Here is a 17,549-nt window from a genome sequence, read left to right as displayed (position 1 = left end):
GCCCTGCGGGGGCCTGCTGCGTTCGTTCAGGTGCGGCGGAGGCGTTTCGCGGCGGAGGCGAGGAGGGTCTGGAGTTCCGTGAGGCGCAGGGGGCGGGACAGGGCGACGAAGACCGCGAGGATCGTCGCGGCGCCCGCCAGGCCCGCGACGACCGGCCCGGCCGCCGTCGCGCCGTCGGCGGCGAACAGCCCGTACCCCGCGGCCGGTACCGCGGCGATCAGCATCCGGGTCAGGGACGAGGCCGCCTCGCCCGTCCCCCTTCCGAGACGTCGGCGCAGGCCGTACGCCGTGACCGCCCAGCCCGCCCACAGCGCGAGCGAGTACGCCGCCGCCATGCCCGTGACCGCCCAGCGGGTGGGGAGGTAGTGGTAGGCGGCCAGGGACAGGGCCGCGTTCAGGCCGGCGATGGTCAGGTTCAGCAGGAACGGGGTGCGGGTGTCGCGCAGGGCGTAGAAGGCGCGGGTGCACACGTACTGGCCGGAGAGGGCTACCAGGCCGGGCGCGAAGGCCATCAGCGTCCAGGACATCGCGCGGACGTCGTCGCCGGTGGTCGCCCCGTACCCGAAGACCACCGCCATGAGGGGGACGGCGAGGGCGAGGAGGGCGCAGGCGGCGGGGACGACGGCGGCCGCGCTGGTGCGCAGGGCGTAGGAGACGTCCCGTCGGACGCCGGCGAAGTCGCCGTCGGCGGCGGCGCCGCTCATCCGGGGCACCAGGGCGGTGACGAGGGAGACGGTGATGATGCCGTGCGGGACGGTCCAGAGGAGATAGGCGTTGTTGTAGGCGGCGAGGCCTCCGCCGCTGACCGTCGGGTCCGCGCCCGCCGAGGTGGCGAGCTTCGTGGTCACCCAGTACGCGCCCTGGTTGGTGAGGACGAGCAGGACGAGCCAGCCCGCCGAGCGCAGCGGGGCGGCGAGGCCGCTGCCGCGCCAGTCGAAGCGGGGCCGCCAGCGGAAGCCGGCGGCGCGCAGCGAGGGCAGCAGGGCGAGGGCCTGGACGGCGATGCCGGCGGTGGTGCCCCAGCCGAGGAGGGCGGTCTCCCCGGGGGTGAGTTCCCCGCCGTCGCTGACGGCCAGGAAGAGGCCGAAGACGGTGACGGCGACGACGTTGTTGAGGACGGGGGTCCACATCATGGCGCCGAACCGGCCGCGGGCGTTGAGGACCTGACCGAGCAGGGTGAAGAGGCCGAGGAAGAAGATCTGCGGCAGGCACGCGCGCGCGAAGGCGATCGTCATCTCCCGCTGCGCGCCCGTGTAGTCGGTGTACGTGTCGACGATGAGCGGCGCGGCGAGCACGGCGGCCGCCGTGAGGACGCCGAGGGCGAGGCCGCTGAGGGTGAGGAGCCGGTCGGTGTAGGCGACGCCGCCGTCCTCGTGTTCCTTGGCGGCCTTGACCAGTTCGGGGACGAAGACGGCGTTGAGGGCGCCGCCGAGGAGCAGCATGTAGACGATGGTGGGGACGGAGTTGCCGACCGCGTACCCGTCGGCGACGTAACCCGCGCCGAGCGCGGCGGCGACGACGGCGGCCCGTACGAAGCCGGTGGCGCGGGAGACGAGCGAGCCGGCGGCCATCAGGGCGCCGCTGCGGATGGCGGAAGGTTTCCGCTGGGTCGGTGCGGCGGTGAGCGTCGCCGTCATCGGCGGGCCAGATAGGCGTGGAAGGCGCGGTACAGCGCCCCGTTGGTCGTGCCCTGCATCGGAATCTCCCACTCCCCCAGCGTCTCGACGACCTGTCCGCCCGTGCCGAGCTTCCAGCGCAGGAGCCCGTGGGCGCGGTCGTCCGGATCGAGGGTGGAGGGTACCCCGCGCAGGTCGTAGACGTCGGCGCCGAGGGCGTGGGCGTCGAGCATCATGCGCCACTGGAGGGCGTTGGAGGGCCGGACCTCGCGGCGGTGGTCGGCGGAGGCGCCGGTCTGGTACCAGACGCGGCCGCCGACGGCGAGCATGGTGTGCGCGGCGAGGATCTCGCCCTCGTGGCGGGCGAGGTAGAGCTTCATGCGGCCGGGCTGCTCGGCATTGAGGACGGCGTACTGGCGCTCGTAGTAGGCGAGGGAGCGGCCGAGCCGGAATCCGTCGCGTTCCTCGGTGATGCGGAGGAGTCGGTAGAACTCGGGCAGGTCGGCGGCGGATCCGACGACGACCTCGACGCCGGACTTGCGCGCCTTGCGGACGTTGCGCCGCCACTCCTGGTTGAGGCCGGTCCACAGGTCGTCGGTGCTGCGGCCGGTGAGCGGGACCTGGAAGACGTGCCGGGGCTGGGCGTCCGCGCCGTCCTCGGAGTCGCCGCCGCACTTGCGCCAGCCGCGGGCGCGGAGCCGTTCGGCGACGGCGGTGCCCAGCGGGTCGACCTCGTCGGCGAGGACGTCGGAGAGGCGGCGTCCCGGCCCGGTGGCGGCCTTGACGGTGGCGGCGTTCCACCGGCGGTAGGCGGGTCCGGGGCCCATGCGGACGGCGAACGCGCCGAGGGAGCGGAGGTGGCCGAGGAGCGGGGCGAGCCAGCCGTCCAGGTCGGGGTCGGCCCAGTCGGCGACGGGCCCTTCGGGCAGGTAGGCGAAGTACTTGCGGGTGCCGGGGAAGGGCCGGAGGAGGACGAGCGCGACGCCGGAGAGCTCGGCGCCCTCCCGTCCCCAGCCGATGAGTTGGTGGTTCCAGCCGTCCTTCACCTGGGCCCAGGAGGGGAGTTGGAGGAAGCTGGGGCCGTCCGCGCCGGTACGGGAACCGAGGAAGGCGCGGTACGCCTCGGGGGTCACGGGCCCGAGCCTGACCGGCCCTGCCGGGGCGCGGCGGTCGGTGGGTGCGGCCGTCACGAGCAGCGCTGACACAACGGGAGCCTCCTTGTTCCGCCCCTCGGTGGTCGGGGCGCACAGCAGGCTCACAGCCGGATGCGACGGATCCGCGCGGTGATTGTGACCGGACGATGACCGTTGTGCCGCAGCCCCGGTCACATGGGCCTGCGGCGGCCACGCGCGGCCCGGGGCGACCTACAGTCCGGAACATCCCACCTTTCTTTCCCCTTTGCGGAGGTCTTCCGTGCTGCCGATACGTACACCCCGTCCCGCTCTCGCGGCCGTCGCGCTCGCCGTCTCGCTCACCGCCTGTACGGCCCAGGCGGCGAGCGGCCCCGCCGGGGCGCAGGCCCCGGCGGGGGCGGCCGACCCGGTGAAGGTGACGGTCGCGAAGAAGGAGGCCGGCAGCCCGGTCACCGTGACCGCGTCCGGCGGCACGCTCACGGCGGTGAAGGTCGTGGACGCCGACGGCGGGACCCTCAAGGGGCGTACGGGCGCGGGCGGTACGAGCTGGGTCTCGGACCGCAAGGCGGCGCCCGGCACCTCCTACACGGTCGACGTGACGTCCCGTACGGCCGACGGCAAGGAGTCGACGGCGCGGTCGTCGTTCTCCACGCCGGAGCCCGGGAAGGTCAACAAGGTGACCCTCGCCCCCGGCAAGAACACCACAGTCGGCATCGCGCAGCCGCTGTCCATCGTCTTCGACCTGCCCGTGACGCGGAAGGCGGACGTGGAGAAGCAGCTCAAGGTCACCACCTCGAACGGCACCGAGGGCTCCTGGGGCTGGGTCAAGGACTACTCGGGCCGGGACCGGGTCGACTGGCGGCCCCGGGAGTACTGGAAGCCGGGCACGAAGGTCATCCTCGAAGCGGACCTCGACGGCACGGACTCGGGCGGCGGCTGGTTCGTACGGGACTACCGCACCGGCTTCACCATCGGCGCCGCGCAGATCGTCAAGGTCGACCTCGACAGCCACCGGTTGACGGTGCAGCGGGACGGCCGGACGGTCCGTACGATCCCGGTCTCCGGCGGCACCCCGGGCGGCGACAAGCGGTCCTGGCGGGGCACGGCCGTGCTCATGGCGAAGGAGGGCACCATCAACATGAACTCCGAGACGGTGGGCCTCGGCGACGCCTACAACAAGGACGTCGACTACTCGATGCGGCTGACCTGGTCGGGCATGTACGCGCACGCGGCCCCGTGGAACGCGGCGTACTTCGGCAAGGCCAACCACAGTTCCGGCTGCATCGGGATGAGCAACGAGAACGCCGCCTCCTTCTACGCCTCGGTGAACGTCGGCGACCCCTTCGAGATCAAGGGCCGCGAGACGAAGGGCACGGTGGCGGAGGGCAACGGCTACGGGGCGTGGAACCTGTCCTGGTCGGCGTGGAAGGCGAAGAGCGCGCTCGCCTGAAAGGTCAGCCCAGGGCCTTGCGCCAGTCCCGCATCTCCCAGACCAGGACCTCCGCGTCGGTCGTGGCGGTCAGTCCGGGTCCCCCGCTGTCGGTGATCCGGGCCGCGTCGCCGGGGCCGAGCTCCTCGCCGTCGAGCCGCACCGCGCCCCGCACCACGTGCGCGTACACGTGGTCGGCGGCCGGGAGCGCGGTCCGGGTCCCCGCGGTCAGGCGCTCGACGTGCAGCACCGCGTCCGCCGCCGGGAGGGCGTACGGGGCGCCGAGGCCGCGCACCACCTCGTACGAGGGGGCCCCGCCCGGCGCCAGCGGGGCCAGCCACATCTGGACGAAGGTGAGGGGGACGTCGGCGTCGTTGTGTTCGACGTGGCGGACCCCGGCCGCCGAGCCGAGGTGCTGGAGGTCGCCGGCGCGGACGACCGTCGTGTGCCCGGTCGAGTCGTGGTGGGTCAGCTCGCCCTCCACCACCCAGGTCACGATCTCCGTGTGCGAGTGGGGGTGCTCGTCGAAGCCGGCGCCCGGGGCGAGCCGCTCCTCGTTGACGGCGAGGAGCGCGCCGAAGCGGAGGTTGTCGGGGTCGTAGTGCGGCCCGAAGGACAGGGCGTGCCGGGTGTGGATCCCGGCCTCCGGGTCGCCCCCGGGGTACCGCTCGGCGGCGCGCTGGATGCGTATCACGGGGCCACGGTAGCCCTCGCCACCGGCGAAACCGCCCCGACCCCGCATGCCGGCGTCCCGATAAGGCAGTCTTGTCCCCGTGCCTGAACCCGTGAACGCCGCCCATCCGCACGCCGCGACCCTGAAGCGCCTCGAACAGTCGTCCGGGCGGCTCGCCGCCGGCGCCATCGCCCGCATGGACGAGACGCTGCCGTGGTACCGCGCGATGCCGCCCGAGAACCGGTCGTGGATCGGCCTGGTCGCCCAGGCCGGCATCGCCGCGTTCACGGAGTGGTTCCGGCACCCGGAGACCCCGCAGGCCATCTCCACCGACGTCTTCGGCACGGCGCCCCGCGAGCTGACCCGCGCGATCACCCTGCGCCAGACCGTGGAGATGGTCCGGACGACCATCGAGGTCATGGAGTCGGCGATCGAGGAGGTCGCCGCCCCCGGCGACGAGTCCGTGCTCCGCGAGGCGCTGCTCGTGTACGCGCGGGAGATCGCGTTCGCCACCGCCCAGGTGTACGCCCAGGCCGCCGAGGCCCGGGGCGCCTGGGACGCCCGGCTCGAATCGCTCGTCGTCAACGCGGTGCTGTCGGGCGAGGCCGACGAGGGCGCCGTGTCCCGCGCGGCAGCCCTCGGCTGGAGCTCGCCCGATCACGTGTGCGTCGTCCTCGGCACCGCCCCCGACGGCGACAGCGAGCTGACCGTGGAGGCGATCCGCCGCGCCGCCCGGCACGCCAAGCTCCAGGTCCTCACCGGCGTCCTCGGCGACCGGCTCGTCGTCATCGCCGGCGGGAACGACAATCCGCTCGCCGTCGCGAAGGCGCTGATCGGGCCGTACGCGGCCGGGCCCGTCGTCGCCGGGCCCGTCGTCCCCGACCTGCTCGCCGCGACCCGGTCCGCGCAGGCGGCGGCCGCCGGACTCAAGGCCTGCTCGGCGTGGCAGGACGCGCCCCGGCCGGTCCTGGCGGACGATCTCCTCCCGGAGCGCGCGATCGCCTCCGACCCTTCGGCGCGCGAGCAGTTGGTGGAGGAGATCTACAGACCGCTGGAGGAGGCCGGGTCTGCGCTGCTCGAAACTCTCAGTGTCTATCTGGAGCAGGCGAGCAGCCTGGAAGGCGCGGCCCGGATGCTCTTCGTCCACCCGAACACCGTGCGCTACCGGCTTCGACGTGTGACCGACGTCACCGGCTGGTCACCCTCCGATGTTCGCTCCGCGTTCACGCTGCGGATCGCCCTGATCCTGGGACGCTTGGCCGACGGAGATCCGCAGTCCTAGACTTTTGTCGAACACCAACAATTCCCCCGACGGTTCTTCGTCCTTGTCCCCACGGGCGCTCGAAGCCGTCCCCAAGAGAGAGTGTGAGGGTGCTCGTACTCGTCGCTCCCGGCCAAGGCGCCCAGACGCCCGGCTTCCTGACCCCCTGGCTCGAACTTCCCGGCGCCTCCGACCGCATCGCGGCCTGGTCCGACGCCATCGGGCTCGACCTCGCCCATTACGGGACGAAGGCTGACGCGGACGAGATCCGCGACACCGCCGTGGCACAGCCCCTCCTCGTCGCCGCCGGCCTGCTGTCCGCGGCCGCGCTCGGCACTGGGACATCAGCCGCTGACGCGGCGGGGACGTCCGGCGTCGTCGCCGGACACAGCGTCGGCGAGTTCACCGCCGCCGCGTTCGCGGGCGTCCTCGACGACACCGCCGCGCTGCGCCTCGTCCGTACCCGTGGACTCGCGATGGCCGAGGCCGCCGCGATCACCGCGACGGGCATGTCGGCGCTGCTCGGCGGCGACCCCGAGGTCACCGTCCCCCACCTGGAGAAGCTGGGCCTGACGGCCGCCAACGTGAACGGCGCCGGCCAGATCGTGGCCGCCGGCACGCTGGAGCAGCTGGCCGCCCTGGAGGCCGACAAGCCCGAGGGCGTCCGCCGGGTCGTCGCGCTCAAGGTCGCGGGCGCGTTCCACACGCACCACATGGCCCCGGCCGTGGCGAAGCTGGAGGCGGCGGCGCAGGAGCTGTCCCCGGCCGCCCCGGTCACGCGCTACGTCTCCAACAAGGACGGACAGGTCGTCACCGACGGCGCCGAGGTCGTGGCCCGTCTCGTCGGCCAGGTCGCGAACCCGGTCCGCTGGGACCTGTGCATGGAGACCTTCCAGGAGCTCGGCGCGACCGCGCTGATCGAGGTGTGCCCCGGCGGCACCCTGACCGGCATCGCCAAGCGGGCCCTGCCGGGCGTGGCCACGGTCGCGCTCAAGACTCCCGACGACCTCGACGCGGCCCGTACGCTCATCGCCGAGCACGCGGCCGTCTGACAAGGAGTGTCGAGAAACATGTCGAAGATCAAGCCCAGCAAGGGCGCCCCGTACGCGCGGATCCTCGGTGTCGGCGGCTACCGCCCCACTCGGGTCGTGCCGAACGAGGTGATCCTCGAGAAGATCGACTCGTCCGACGAGTGGATCCGCTCGCGCTCCGGCATCGCCACCCGCCACTGGGCCTCCCCGGAGGAGACGGTCGCCGCCATGTCGGTGGAGGCCTCGGGCAAGGCCATCGCCGACGCCGGGATCAACCCCGAGCAGATCGGTGCCGTGATCGTCTCCACGGTCTCGCACTTCAAGCAGACCCCGGCCGTCGCCACCGAGATCGCCGACAAGGTCGGCGCCGGGAAGCCGGCCGCGTTCGACATCTCCGCCGGCTGCGCGGGCTTCGGCTACGGCCTGACGCTCGCCAAGGGCATGATCGTCGAGGGTTCCGCGGAGTACGTGCTCGTCATCGGTGTCGAGCGGCTCAGCGACCTGACGGATCTGGAGGACCGCGCGACGGCCTTCCTGTTCGGCGACGGCGCCGGCGCCGTGGTCGTCGGCCCCTCCGACGAGCCGCACATCGGCCCCACGGTCTGGGGTTCCGAGGGCGACAAGTCCGAGACGATCAAGCAGACCGTCCCGTGGAACGAGTTCCAGGTCGGCGACGTCTCGAAGCTGCCCGTCAACGAGCAGGGCGAGATCAAGTTCCCCGCCATCACGCAGGAGGGTCAGGCGGTCTTCCGCTGGGCCGTCTTCGAGATGGCGAAGGTCGCCCAGCAGGCCCTGGACGCCGCCGGCATCACGGCGGACGACCTGGACGTCTTCATCCCGCACCAGGCCAACATGCGGATCATCGACTCGATGGTGAAGACCCTGAAGCTGCCGGAGCACGTCACGGTCGCCCGTGACGTGGAGACCACCGGCAACACCTCGGCCGCCTCGATTCCGCTCGCCATGGAGCGGCTCCTGGCGACCGGGAAGGCGAAGAGCGGCGACACGGCGCTCATCATCGGCTTCGGGGCGGGTCTCGTCTTCGCCGCGACGGTCGTTACCCTCCCCTAGGCACTCCGGTTCTCCGGAAGTCCGTACCTCAAGCAAACACAAGAAGGAGCGCCACCATGGCCGCCACCCAGGAACAGATCGTCGAAGGCCTCGCCGAGATCGTCAACGAGATCGCCGGCATCCCGGTCGAGGACGTCCAGCTGGACAAGTCCTTCACCGACGACCTGGACGTCGACTCGCTCTCCATGGTCGAGGTCGTCGTCGCCGCCGAAGAGCGCTTCGACGTCAAGATCCCGGACGAGGACGTCAAGAACCTCAAGACGGTTGGCGACGCTGCCGACTACATCCTGAAGCACCAGGCCTGATTCGGCCCCTGCCGACTCGGTCCACACTGACTCGGTCCGCCACCCGGCGGTGGCGCCGTATTCCGACCATCACACACATGGAGAACGAATTCCTGTGAGCTCGACCAATCGCACCGTGGTCGTCACCGGTATCGGCGCAACCACACCGCTGGGTGGCGACTCCGCGTCGACCTGGGAAGGTCTTCTCGCGGGGCGCTCCGGCGTCAAGCCCCTGGAGGGCGAGCGCTTCGCCGAACTGCCCGTCAAGATCGCGGCCCTCGCCGCGGTCGACCCCGGCGACGTCCTGCCCCGCCCGCTCGCCCGCAAGCTGGACCGCTCGGCGCAGTTCGCGCTGATCGCGGCCCGTGAGGCCTGGGCCGACGCGGGCTACACCGCGCCCGCCGGCGAGGACGAGAGCATCGCGCCCGAGCGGCTCGGCTCCGTCATCGCCTCCGGCATCGGCGGTGTCACCACGCTGCTCGACCAGTACGACGTGCTGAAGGAGAAGGGCGTCCGCCGCGTCTCCCCGCACACCGTGCCCATGCTCATGCCCAACAGCCCCTCCGCGAACGTGGGCCTGGAGGTGAACGCCCGGGCGGGCGTCCACACCCCCGTCTCCGCGTGCGCGTCGGGTGCCGAGGCGATCGGCTACGCCGTCGAGATGATCCGTACCGGCCGTGCCGACGTGGTCGTCGCCGGCGGTACCGAGGCCGCGATCCACCCGCTGCCGATCGCCGCCTTCGCCAACATGATGGCGATGTCCAAGAGCAACGACGAGCCGACGAAGGCCTCGCGTCCCTACGACACCGGCCGCGACGGCTTCGTGCTCGGCGAGGGCGCCGGCGTCGTGATCCTGGAGTCCGAGGAGCACGCGAAGGCGCGCGGCGCGCGCATCTACTGCGAGGTGCTCGGCCAGGGCCTGTCGGCCGACAGCCACCACATCGCGCAGCCCGAGCCGACCGGCCGGGGCATCGCCGCCGCGATGCAGAACCTGCTGGACTCGACGGACCTCAAGCCGTCCGAGGTCGTCCACCTCAACGCGCACGCCACGTCGACGCCGCAGGGCGACGTCGCCGAGATCAAGGCGCTGCGGAAGGTCCTGGGCGACGACCTGGACCACGTCGCGATCTCCGCGACGAAGTCGATGACCGGTCACCTCCTCGGTGGCGCGGGCGGCATCGAGACCGTCGCGACGGTCCTGGCGCTCCACCACCGTCTGGCCCCGCCGACGATCAACGTCGACGACCTGGACCCGGACGTCGAGGCGGACATCGTCCGCGACGAGCCCCGCGAGCTCCCGCAGGGCACGATCGCCGCGATCAACAACAGCTTCGGCTTCGGCGGCCACAACGTGGTCCTGGCGTTCCGTACGGTCTGACGCCCGCTTGAGCGATAAGGCCCGCTCCCAGCACGGGGGCGGGCCTCCGCCGTACCCGCCGGACGGAGTCCGGCGCAGCGCCCCGAAGCCCGCGAAGCGGTGCGAGGGACGCACGAAGAAGAGGCCAACAGCTTCGGCTTCGGCGGCCACAACGTGGTCCTGGCGTTCCGCACGGTCTGATCCCTGACTGACACGTCGAAGGCCCACCCCCGGTCCGGGGGTGGGCCTTCGACGTGTCAGACCACCTGGTGGAGCCAGCGGACGGGGGCGCCCTCGCCGGCGTAGCGGAAGGGTTCCAGTTCGTCGTCCCAGGGCTTGCCGAGGAGCTTGGCGATCTCCGCCTCCAGCTGGGTCTCGCCGTCCTTGGAGCGCGCGAGGGCGGCCCGCAGCCGGTCCTCGGGGATCAGGATGTCCCCGTGCATGCCGGTGACGGCGTGGAAGATGCCCAGGTCGGGGGTGGCGCTGTAGCGCTCGCCCTCGGCGGTGGGGCAGGGTTCCGCGGTGACCTCGAAGCGGAGCATCTGCCAGCCGCGCAGGGCGGAGGCGAGTCTGGAGGCGGTGCCGGTCTGGCCCTGCCAGGAGAACTCGGCTCTCCAGGTGCCGGGGGACGCCGGCTGGCGGATCCAGTCGAGCTGGACCCTCGCACCGAGGACACCCGCGACCGCCCATTCGACGTGCGGGCACATCGCGCGCGGTGCGGAGTGAACGTACAGGACTCCACGTGTCGTCACCGGGACCTCCAGTGTGGGACGAGGTTCGCCTTTCCCAGCGGCCTCAGTAAACAGCATCAGGAGCAGAACATCGCAAACCCTCGAAAAGGGGACAGCATGTGACGTGATGTAATTTACCGGAGCCGGTCGGCGAAGACGCCTCTGGTTCGACGGGGGAAAAGCTACCGTGCCGCACCGTCATCGGTGTGACGTACGGTCGGTCCGGGGGCCGGTGGACACGAAGCTTTCACCCGCCAGGACGCCGAAGGAGGGGCCGGGGATGCGCGGCCGACGCCGATTCCGTACCGCTGTCGCCGCCGCGACGGCCGCGCTGCTGTGCGGCGGGGCGCTCTCCGGCTGCACGGCCGGAGGCCCGGAGGCGACCCCTCCCGTCAGGGCGTCCACGCCGAGGCCGAAGCCGCCCTGGGACGTCTCCCCCGCCTCCGTCGCGGCCGTCGGCGACTCCGTGACCCGCGCCTTCGACGCGTGCTCCGTCCTGGCGGACTGCCCGGAGGTGTCGTGGGCGACCGGGACGGACACCGCCGTCAACAGCCTGGCGCTGCGGCTGCTCGGTCCCGAGAAGGTGGCCACCCGCAGCTGGAACCTGGCCCGGACGGGCGCCCGGATGGCGGAGCTGCCCGCGCAGATGGCCGGGGCGGCCGCGGAGAAGCCCGAGCTGGTGACGGTGATGATGGGCGCGAACGACGCCTGCCGGCCCACCCCGGACCTGATGACCCCGGTGGCCGACTTCCGTGCCGACTTCGAGACGGCTCTCGCCCGGCTGCGGGCGGGCGCGCCGAAGGCGCAGGTGTACGTGGCGAGCGTGCCGGACCTGAGGCACCTGTGGTCGACGGGGCGGGTGAGCCCGGTGGGGCGCCAGGTGTGGAAGCTGGGGATCTGCGGGGCGATGCTGGCGGACGCGGAGGACCTGGGCCCTGCGGCCGAGAAGCGGCGGGCGGCGGTGCGGGACCGGGTGGTGGCGTACAACGAGGTCCTGGGGGAGGTCTGCGCGAAGGACGCGCGCTGCCGGTACGACGGCGGGGCGGTCTTCGGGTTCCGCTTCGACGGCGGGCAGCTGAGCCCCTGGGACTGGTTCCATCCGAGCAGGGACGGGCAGGCGCGGCTCGCGGAGCTGGCGTACCGGCGGATCACGAAGGAGTGAGGGACCCCGGGGCGGTTGTCAGGTTCCGCCCCGGGGCCCGGTCGTGGGGAGGTCAGACCTCCAGGGTGGCGGTCAGGCGCCCGTCCGTCAGGGAGTGGGCGGCGACGACCTCGTACGCGCCCGTGACGAGGGTCCAGTCGTTCTTCTCCTCGTCCCAGATCTCGAAGGCGCGGCGGGGCAGCGCGATCTCGGTCTCGACGCTCTCGCCGGGCGCGGCCTCGACGCTCGCGAAGGCGGCCAGCCAGCGGGCGGGGCGCTCCACCGTGTCGGCGGTCGGCGCCAGGTAGATCTGGACGGTCTCGCGGCCGGGCCGGTCGCCGGTGTTGGTGATCCGGACGGTGACCGCGTCCGGGGTCGCGGTCAGGGCCTCGTACGACCAGGTGGTGTAGCCGAGGCCGTGGCCGAAGGGGTACGCGGGGACGGCGCCGGCCTTGTCCCAGGCGCGGTAGCCGATGAAGACGCCTTCGCCGTAGTGCAGTTCGCCGTCCGTCGGGGTGACCTCGGTGACGGGGGCGTCGGCGAGGGTGACGGGCCAGGTGGTGGGGAGGCGGCCGCCGGGCTCCTCGGCGCCGGTGAGGACGTCGGCGAGGGCGGCGCCGCCCTCCTGGCCGGGGAACCAGCTGAGCAGGATCGCGGCGACGTCCTCGCGCCAGGGCAGCTCGACCGGGGAGCCGGCGTTGACGACGACGACGGTGTTCGGGTTGACGGCGGCCACGGCCCGTACGAGGTCGTCCTGGCGGCCGGGGAGGGCGAGGTCCTTGCGGTCGAAGCCCTCGGACTCGACGCGCTCGGTGGTGGCGACGACCACGACGGCGGTGTCGGCGGCGCGGGCGGCCTCCACGGCCTCGGCGATCAGTTCGTCGGGGTCACGGCGGGGAGCGAGGTGGACGAAGGAGAACATGACGGCCGGCAGCGGGGCCGCGAACTCCTTGTCCAGGGTGTGCAGCAGGGAGACCTCGACGGTCTCGCCGGCGGTGAGCGCGACCTTGCCGCGCTCGACCGGGGAGCCGAAGAAGGCCTCGAAGGGGTCGGTCTCGGGGCCCAGGGCCTGGGTGCCCTCGTAGACGGTCTCGCCGGCGACGGTGAGGGCGAAGGCGCCGAGGCCGCGGGTGCCGAAGGCGTGCTCGCCGGACTCGCGCGGGGTGAAGGTGCCGACGACCTCGATGGAGGCGAGGGCCTCGTGGGTGACGCCGGCGGGGAGGTCGTCGCCGATCCACTGGACCTGGCCGTTGGGCAGGGAGCCCTCGCCGATGACGGTGCCGGAGGCGTCGCGGCAGCGGGCGCGGAGGGTGAAGCCCTGGTCGGCGGGGGCGAGTTCCTCGCTGGGGTCGGCGCCGATCGTGAAGGTGAGCGCGTCGTCGGGCAGGGCGGCGGTGAGGCCGTCGAGCGGGGAGACGACGTGGTCGGGGAAGACCTGGGCGGAGCCGCCGCCGAGGACGCGGGCGTCGCGGGCGGCGGCGCCGGAGAGGGCGACGGTGCGGCCGGCGGCGAGGGGCAGGGCGCCGTTCTCGTTGCGGACGAGGACGAAGCCGCGGCGGGCGATCTCGCGGGCGAGGGCGTCGCCGTCGACGGCGGCGGGGTGCTCGGTGACGACCGGCGGGGCGCCTTCGAGCGCGCCGACGCGGGCGGCGAGCCGCAGGACGTTGCGCACGGCGGTGTCGACGGCGGACTCCTCGACCTCGCCGGCGCGGACGGCGGCGGCGAGGGCCGGGCCGTAGACGGTGTCGGGGCCGGGCATGGCGACGTCGAGGCCGCCGGCGATGTCGGCGGTGGTGGAGCGGGCGGCCATCCAGTCGGAGACGTTGTAGCCGTCGAAGCCCCACTCGCCGCGCAGGACCTCGTTCACGAGCTCGTGGTGCTCGGTCATCGTCACGCCGTTGACCTGGTTGTAGGCGGTCATGATGCCCCAGGGGCGGGCGTTCCTGACGATGGCCTCGAAGGGGGCGAGGTAGAGCTCGCGGAGCGGGCGGGGGGCGATCCGGTTGTCGACGGTGAAGCGGTCGGTCTCGGCGTCGTTGGCGACGAAGTGCTTGACGGTGGTGCCGACGCCGCCGTCCTGGACGCCCCGGACGTAGCCGGTGCCGATGGCGCCGGTGAGGTACGGGTCCTCGCTGTAGGCCTCGAAGTGGCGGCCGCCGAGGGGCGTGCGGTGCAGGTTGACCGTGGGCGCGAGGAGGACGTGGACGCCCTTGCGGCGGGCCTCCTGGGCGAGGAGGCGCCCGGCCCGGCGGGCCAGCGCGGGGTCCCAGGCGGCGGCCAGGGCGGTCGGGGACGGCAGCGCGACGGACGGGTCGTCGGCGGTCCAGCGGACGCCGCGGACGCCGATGGGGCCGTCGGACATGACCAGGGACTTCAGGCCGATCTCGGGCAGGGCGGGCAGGGACCACATGTCCTGGCCGGCGAGCAGCCGCGTCTTGGCGTCCAGGTCGAGCTTGCCGAGCGCCGCCTCGACGACCGCGTTCCTCACGGTCTCCGCGGTGTTCTCCGCCATGGCCGTACCTCCTCGTTGACGTACCGATGACCCCGATGCGCCCATCGTGCACCCACCTACCTGTAGATCGGTAGGTGACGTTACCGGTCCGTTATCTACGGGTCATGACGAGGAGGTACGGTCCTGTCGGACGGACGAACCTGCGAAAGGGGGCCACGGCGATGGTGCGGGCCAGGAGCGAGGAGCGGCGCGCGGACATCCTGCGCGCCGCCCTCGAAGTGATCGCCGAGCGCGGCTACCGGGGCGCCACCCTCGGCTCCGTCGCCGAGCGCGTCGGGCTGACCCAGCAGGGGCTGCTGCACTACTACCCGACGAAGGAGGCCCTGCTCGTCGCGGTCCTGGAGGAGCGGGACCGCTGGGACACGAGCGGGGGCCGGGACCGCGAGGGCTGGCGGCTGGACCTCATGGAGTCCCTCGTCGAGTACAACGCGATGCGGCCGGGGATCGTGCAGACCTTCTCCGCGCTGCTCGGCGAGAGCGTCACCGACGGGCACCCGGCGCGGGAGTTCTTCACCGAGCGGTACACGCAGGTGCGGGCGAGCATGGCGGACACCCTGCGCCAGGAGTTCGGCGACCGGTTGCCCGGCGGGCTCACCCCGGAGCGGGCCGCGCCGCTGGTCACGGCCGTGATGGACGGCCTCCAGTACCAGTGGCTCCTGGACCCGTCGGCGGTGGACATGCCGGGCGCCTTCCGGGACTTCGTACGCCTGCTGTACGGGAGCGACGCCCCGGCCTAGCGGGCGATCGCCCCCAGGTCCTCGCCGAGCAGGGCCGGGTCCTCGGTCAGGGCCGCGTGGACGGCCTCCAGGACGGGGAGCTTCGCCGTCGCCGTGGCCAGGGCGACGTCCTTCGCGGCCAGGGCGACCGGGAAGTGCGCGCCGGTGGCGGTGGCCCGGGCGACCGCGCCCGCGAGGGGGCCCGCGCCGAGGGTGCGCAGCGCGAGCTCGCGGGGCAGGCCGAGGGAGCCGGCGAGCGCGAGGGCCTCGGCGACGACGGCGACCCCGCCGATGGCGGCGTTGATGAGGACGAGCTTGAGGGCGGCGCCGGTGCCGGGCCCGCCGCAGGGCGTGACCGTGCCGAGCGGGTCGAGGACGGCGGCGACGGGCGCGGTGTCGCCGCCCGCGAGGATCAGCAGTTCGCCGGCGGCCGCCCGGTCGACGCTGCCCATGACGGGCGCGTCGATCAGGGTGACCCCGTCGGGGATCCGGGCGGCGAGGTCGGCGACGGTCTCCGGGCCGACGGTCGAGGTGTCGATCCAGTGGACGCCGGGGCGCAGCGCGGGGATCAGCTCGTCCGCGACGGCGAGGGCGGCGGCCGGGTCCGCGAGCATCGTGACGACGACGTCGGCGTCCCGGACGGCCTCGGCGGGGGTCGCGGCGCGGACGGCGCCGTCGGCGACGAGGGCGTCGGCCTTGGCTGCCGTGCGGTTCCAGACGGTGAGCGGGTGTCCGGCGTCGAGGAGGCGGCGGGCCATGGGCAGGCCCATGGACCCGAGGCCGAGGAAGGCGATCTTCTGCGGGGCGTTCTTCACGGTCTGCTGCGGGGCGTTCTGCGCGGTCTGCTGCGAGGGCGAGGTCATGTCCTCGACGCTAGGCCCGGCCCTCGCATGCGACAAGCGACTGTCTAGCATGGTTGCCATGTCCATCCCGCATGGCTCGTACGAAGCGTTCCTCGCCGTCGCCCGCGCGGGGTCCTTCACCGCCGCCGCCCGCGCCCTCGGCTACACGCAGTCCGCCGTGTCCCGGCAGATCCAGGCCCTGGAGGACGAGACCGGCGCGGCCCTCTTCGAGCGGCTGCCGCGCGGAGTGCGGCTGAGCGAGGCGGGCCGGGTGCTGCTGCCGCACGCGGAGGCCGTGCGGGACCGACTCGCCCTGGCGCGGGCCGAGTTGGCGGCGCTGCGCACCCTGGACGGCGGGCTGCTGCGGCTCGGCGCCTTCTCCAGCGCGGGCGCGGCGCTCGTACCCCGCACCCAGGCGGCGTTCCGGGCCCGGCACCCGGGGGTCGTGGTGACCCGGGTCGAGGGGCCTTCGGTCAAGCACCTGCGGCTCGTCGCGGCCGGCGAGGAGGACCTGGCGGTGGTCAGCCCGGCGTCGAGCGGTCCGGCACCGGAGGGGGTGGCGCTCCATCACCTCCTGGACGAGCCGATGCTGGTGGCCCTGGAGCGCGGGCATCCGTACGCGGGGCAGCGGGACCTGCGGCTCGCGGACCTGGCCGACGAGGAGTGGATCGTCGCCAACGAACGCCTGGAGGACACCCTGTTCCGGCCCGTCGTCGCCGCCGGGTTCCGGCCGCGCACCGGTCTGCTCGCGCTCGACTGGATCGCCAAGCTGGGCGCGGTGGCGGCGGGGCTCGGGGTCACCCTCGTACCGGCGCTCGCGGCCGCGTCCGTACGGCCCGACGTGGCGCTGGTGACGATCCACCCGGACGACGTGCCGTACCGGGCGATCTGCGCCGCCACCCCGCCGGTGCCGACGGTGGCGGCCACGGCCTTCCTGACGCTGCTCCAGGAGACGGCCCGGACCCTGCTCGACGACGGGCTGCGATGATGGCCGTCATGATCGTCGCAGCCACCCAGTTCGCCCCGGTCGCCGGGGACATCGACGCCAACGTCCGAACGATCGCCGGTCTGGTCCGGGCGGCGGGGGCCGAGGGGGCCCGTGTGGTCGTCTTCGCCGAGCTCTGCCTGACCGGTTACGAGCCCTCCCTGATCCGGGACACCCCCGACCTGGTCCTCACCGAGGACGACCCCCGCCTCGAACCCGTACGGGAGGCGTGCCGGGCCGCCGGTGCGGCGGCCGTGGTCAACGGGCCGGTGCGGAACGGCGGTTCGGGCGCCGGCATCACCACGCTCGTGATCGGTCCGGACGGCTCGCTCCTCACCCGCTACGACAAGCAGCACCTGTACGGGGTCGAGCTGGAGGCCTTCGAACCGGGCGCCGCCGACGGCCGGTTCACGCTCGACGGGGTCCGTTTCGCCCTGGCCACCTGCTACGACAACCGCTTCCCCGAGCTGGCCGAGCGGGCGGCCGCCGACGACTGCGCGGTGTACCTGGCGAGTTCGGTCCTCGGCGCGGACAACGACTCCTTCGAGAAGGTGTATCCCGTACGGGCCCGGGACTTCGGCCTGCACGTGGTGCTCGGGAACGTCCTGGGGCCCAACGAGGACGGCGTCGGGACGGGCAGGGCCGGCGCCTGGGGCCCGGACGGCGGGCGGATCGCGGACGCGGGCCCCGAGGAGTCCGGGTTCGTCCTCGCCGAGGTGCGCTGAGCACACGGGAAGGGCCGGACGGTCGCGGGACATACGACCGTC

General features: G+C 73.2%; 16 protein-coding genes. 10 read left to right on the top strand and 6 right to left on the bottom strand.

Annotation, left to right across the window (positions count from 1 at the left end):
• Window positions 1–26: 26 nt before the first annotated feature.
• Window positions 27–1,637: a murein biosynthesis integral membrane protein MurJ gene (gene murJ / locus GGE06_RS02910; protein WP_116161186.1), complete on the bottom strand. Its 1,611-nt coding sequence runs from the start codon at window positions 1,635–1,637 to the stop codon at window positions 27–29.
• Window positions 1,634–2,821, bottom strand: a complete 1,188-nt coding sequence (locus GGE06_RS02905; protein ID WP_116161185.1) for a lipid II:glycine glycyltransferase FemX — start codon at window positions 2,819–2,821, stop codon at window positions 1,634–1,636. The genes murJ and GGE06_RS02905 overlap by 4 nt, the downstream gene beginning before the upstream one ends.
• A 208-nt stretch (window positions 2,822–3,029) precedes the next feature.
• Here GGE06_RS02905 and GGE06_RS02900 point away from each other — a divergent pair, with 208 nt between their 5' ends.
• Complete coding sequence (locus GGE06_RS02900) at window positions 3,030–4,199, top strand: L,D-transpeptidase (protein ID WP_184929946.1); 1,170 nt, start codon at window positions 3,030–3,032, stop codon at window positions 4,197–4,199.
• Window positions 4,200–4,203: 4 nt separating this feature from the next.
• Here the strand turns inward: GGE06_RS02900 and GGE06_RS02895 are convergent, their stop codons facing one another.
• The gene (locus GGE06_RS02895) at window positions 4,204–4,920 is read right to left on the bottom strand and encodes a pirin family protein (RefSeq protein ID WP_221517641.1); all 717 of its coding nucleotides are present in this window, start codon (window positions 4,918–4,920) and stop codon (window positions 4,204–4,206) included.
• Between the two features lie 31 nt (window positions 4,921–4,951).
• Here GGE06_RS02895 and fasR point away from each other — a divergent pair, with 31 nt between their 5' ends.
• The 5 genes from fasR to fabF all read left to right on the top strand — a co-directional run bounded on the left by fasR (window position 4,952) and on the right by fabF (window position 9,876).
• A complete protein-coding gene (gene fasR, locus GGE06_RS02890) occupies window positions 4,952–6,133 on the top strand; it encodes a fatty acid biosynthesis transcriptional regulator FasR (protein ID WP_116161183.1) in 1,182 nt (393 codons plus the stop codon).
• Between the two features lie 89 nt (window positions 6,134–6,222).
• Window positions 6,223–7,164: an ACP S-malonyltransferase gene (locus tag GGE06_RS02885; RefSeq protein ID WP_184929944.1), complete on the top strand. Its 942-nt coding sequence runs from the start codon at window positions 6,223–6,225 to the stop codon at window positions 7,162–7,164.
• 18 nt (window positions 7,165–7,182) lie between these two features.
• Complete coding sequence (locus GGE06_RS02880) at window positions 7,183–8,214, top strand: ketoacyl-ACP synthase III (protein ID WP_116161181.1); 1,032 nt, start codon at window positions 7,183–7,185, stop codon at window positions 8,212–8,214.
• A 56-nt stretch (window positions 8,215–8,270) separates the two neighbouring features.
• Entirely contained in the window at window positions 8,271–8,519 is a 249-nt protein-coding gene (locus tag GGE06_RS02875) for an acyl carrier protein (protein WP_116161180.1), read from the top strand.
• Window positions 8,520–8,613: 94 nt separating this feature from the next.
• Entirely contained in the window at window positions 8,614–9,876 is a 1,263-nt protein-coding gene (gene fabF, locus GGE06_RS02870; protein WP_116161179.1) for a beta-ketoacyl-ACP synthase II, read from the top strand.
• A 236-nt stretch (window positions 9,877–10,112) separates the two neighbouring features.
• Here fabF and GGE06_RS02865 read toward each other — a convergent pair whose 3' ends face one another.
• Window positions 10,113–10,607, bottom strand: a complete 495-nt coding sequence (locus tag GGE06_RS02865; protein WP_116161178.1) for a DUF3145 domain-containing protein — start codon at window positions 10,605–10,607, stop codon at window positions 10,113–10,115.
• Window positions 10,608–10,866: 259 nt separating this feature from the next.
• Here GGE06_RS02865 and GGE06_RS02860 point away from each other — a divergent pair, with 259 nt between their 5' ends.
• Window positions 10,867–11,748, top strand: coding sequence for an SGNH/GDSL hydrolase family protein (locus GGE06_RS02860; protein ID WP_184929943.1), 882 nt, complete (start codon window positions 10,867–10,869; stop codon window positions 11,746–11,748).
• 52 nt (window positions 11,749–11,800) lie between these two features.
• Here GGE06_RS02860 and GGE06_RS02855 read toward each other — a convergent pair whose 3' ends face one another.
• Window positions 11,801–14,239: a beta-glucosidase family protein gene (locus tag GGE06_RS02855; RefSeq protein ID WP_184929942.1), complete on the bottom strand. Its 2,439-nt coding sequence runs from the start codon at window positions 14,237–14,239 to the stop codon at window positions 11,801–11,803.
• A gap of 161 nt (window positions 14,240–14,400) precedes the next feature.
• Between GGE06_RS02855 and GGE06_RS02850 the strand changes: the two genes are divergently transcribed.
• Window positions 14,401–14,976: a TetR/AcrR family transcriptional regulator gene (locus tag GGE06_RS02850; protein WP_116161175.1), complete on the top strand. Its 576-nt coding sequence runs from the start codon at window positions 14,401–14,403 to the stop codon at window positions 14,974–14,976.
• Here the strand turns inward: GGE06_RS02850 and GGE06_RS02845 are convergent.
• Window positions 14,973–15,818 (bottom strand): NAD(P)-dependent oxidoreductase, encoded by an 846-nt coding sequence (locus GGE06_RS02845; protein WP_116161174.1) that lies wholly within the window; start codon window positions 15,816–15,818, stop codon window positions 14,973–14,975. The genes GGE06_RS02850 and GGE06_RS02845 overlap by 4 nt on opposite strands.
• 49 nt (window positions 15,819–15,867) lie before the next feature.
• On the opposite strand from GGE06_RS02845, the gene GGE06_RS02840 reads away from it, so the two are divergent.
• On the top strand, window positions 15,868–16,785 hold the full coding sequence (locus GGE06_RS02840) for a LysR family transcriptional regulator (RefSeq protein ID WP_184929941.1): 918 nt from the start codon (window positions 15,868–15,870) through the stop codon (window positions 16,783–16,785).
• Between the two features lie 8 nt (window positions 16,786–16,793).
• Window positions 16,794–17,507, top strand: a complete 714-nt coding sequence (locus tag GGE06_RS02835) for a carbon-nitrogen hydrolase family protein (protein WP_116165557.1) — start codon at window positions 16,794–16,796, stop codon at window positions 17,505–17,507.
• Window positions 17,508–17,549: the final 42 nt, after the last annotated feature.

The sequence above is a fragment of the Streptomyces nymphaeiformis genome (genome assembly GCF_014203895.1).
Classification (GTDB): domain Bacteria; phylum Actinomycetota; class Actinomycetes; order Streptomycetales; family Streptomycetaceae; genus Streptomyces; species Streptomyces nymphaeiformis.
This window is presented reverse-complemented; position numbering and strand designations above follow the sequence as displayed.

Coding starts and splice junctions, on each gene's coding strand:
- murJ (WP_116161186.1), bottom strand. CDS start 1,637: ATGACGGCGACGCTCACCGCCGCACCGACCCAGCGGAAACCTTCCGCC.
- GGE06_RS02895 (WP_221517641.1), bottom strand. CDS start 4,920: ATGCGGGGTCGGGGCGGTTTCGCCGGTGGCGAGGGCTACCGTGGCCCC.
- GGE06_RS02880 (WP_116161181.1), top strand. CDS start 7,183: ATGTCGAAGATCAAGCCCAGCAAGGGCGCCCCGTACGCGCGGATCCTC.
- GGE06_RS02875 (WP_116161180.1), top strand. CDS start 8,271: ATGGCCGCCACCCAGGAACAGATCGTCGAAGGCCTCGCCGAGATCGTC.
- GGE06_RS02860 (WP_184929943.1), top strand. CDS start 10,867: ATGCGCGGCCGACGCCGATTCCGTACCGCTGTCGCCGCCGCGACGGCC.
- GGE06_RS02855 (WP_184929942.1), bottom strand. CDS start 14,239: ATGGCGGAGAACACCGCGGAGACCGTGAGGAACGCGGTCGTCGAGGCG.
- GGE06_RS02850 (WP_116161175.1), top strand. CDS start 14,401: ATGGTGCGGGCCAGGAGCGAGGAGCGGCGCGCGGACATCCTGCGCGCC.
- GGE06_RS02845 (WP_116161174.1), bottom strand. CDS start 15,818: ATGACCTCGCCCTCGCAGCAGACCGCGCAGAACGCCCCGCAGCAGACC.
- GGE06_RS02840 (WP_184929941.1), top strand. CDS start 15,868: ATGGTTGCCATGTCCATCCCGCATGGCTCGTACGAAGCGTTCCTCGCC.
- GGE06_RS02835 (WP_116165557.1), top strand. CDS start 16,794: ATGATCGTCGCAGCCACCCAGTTCGCCCCGGTCGCCGGGGACATCGAC.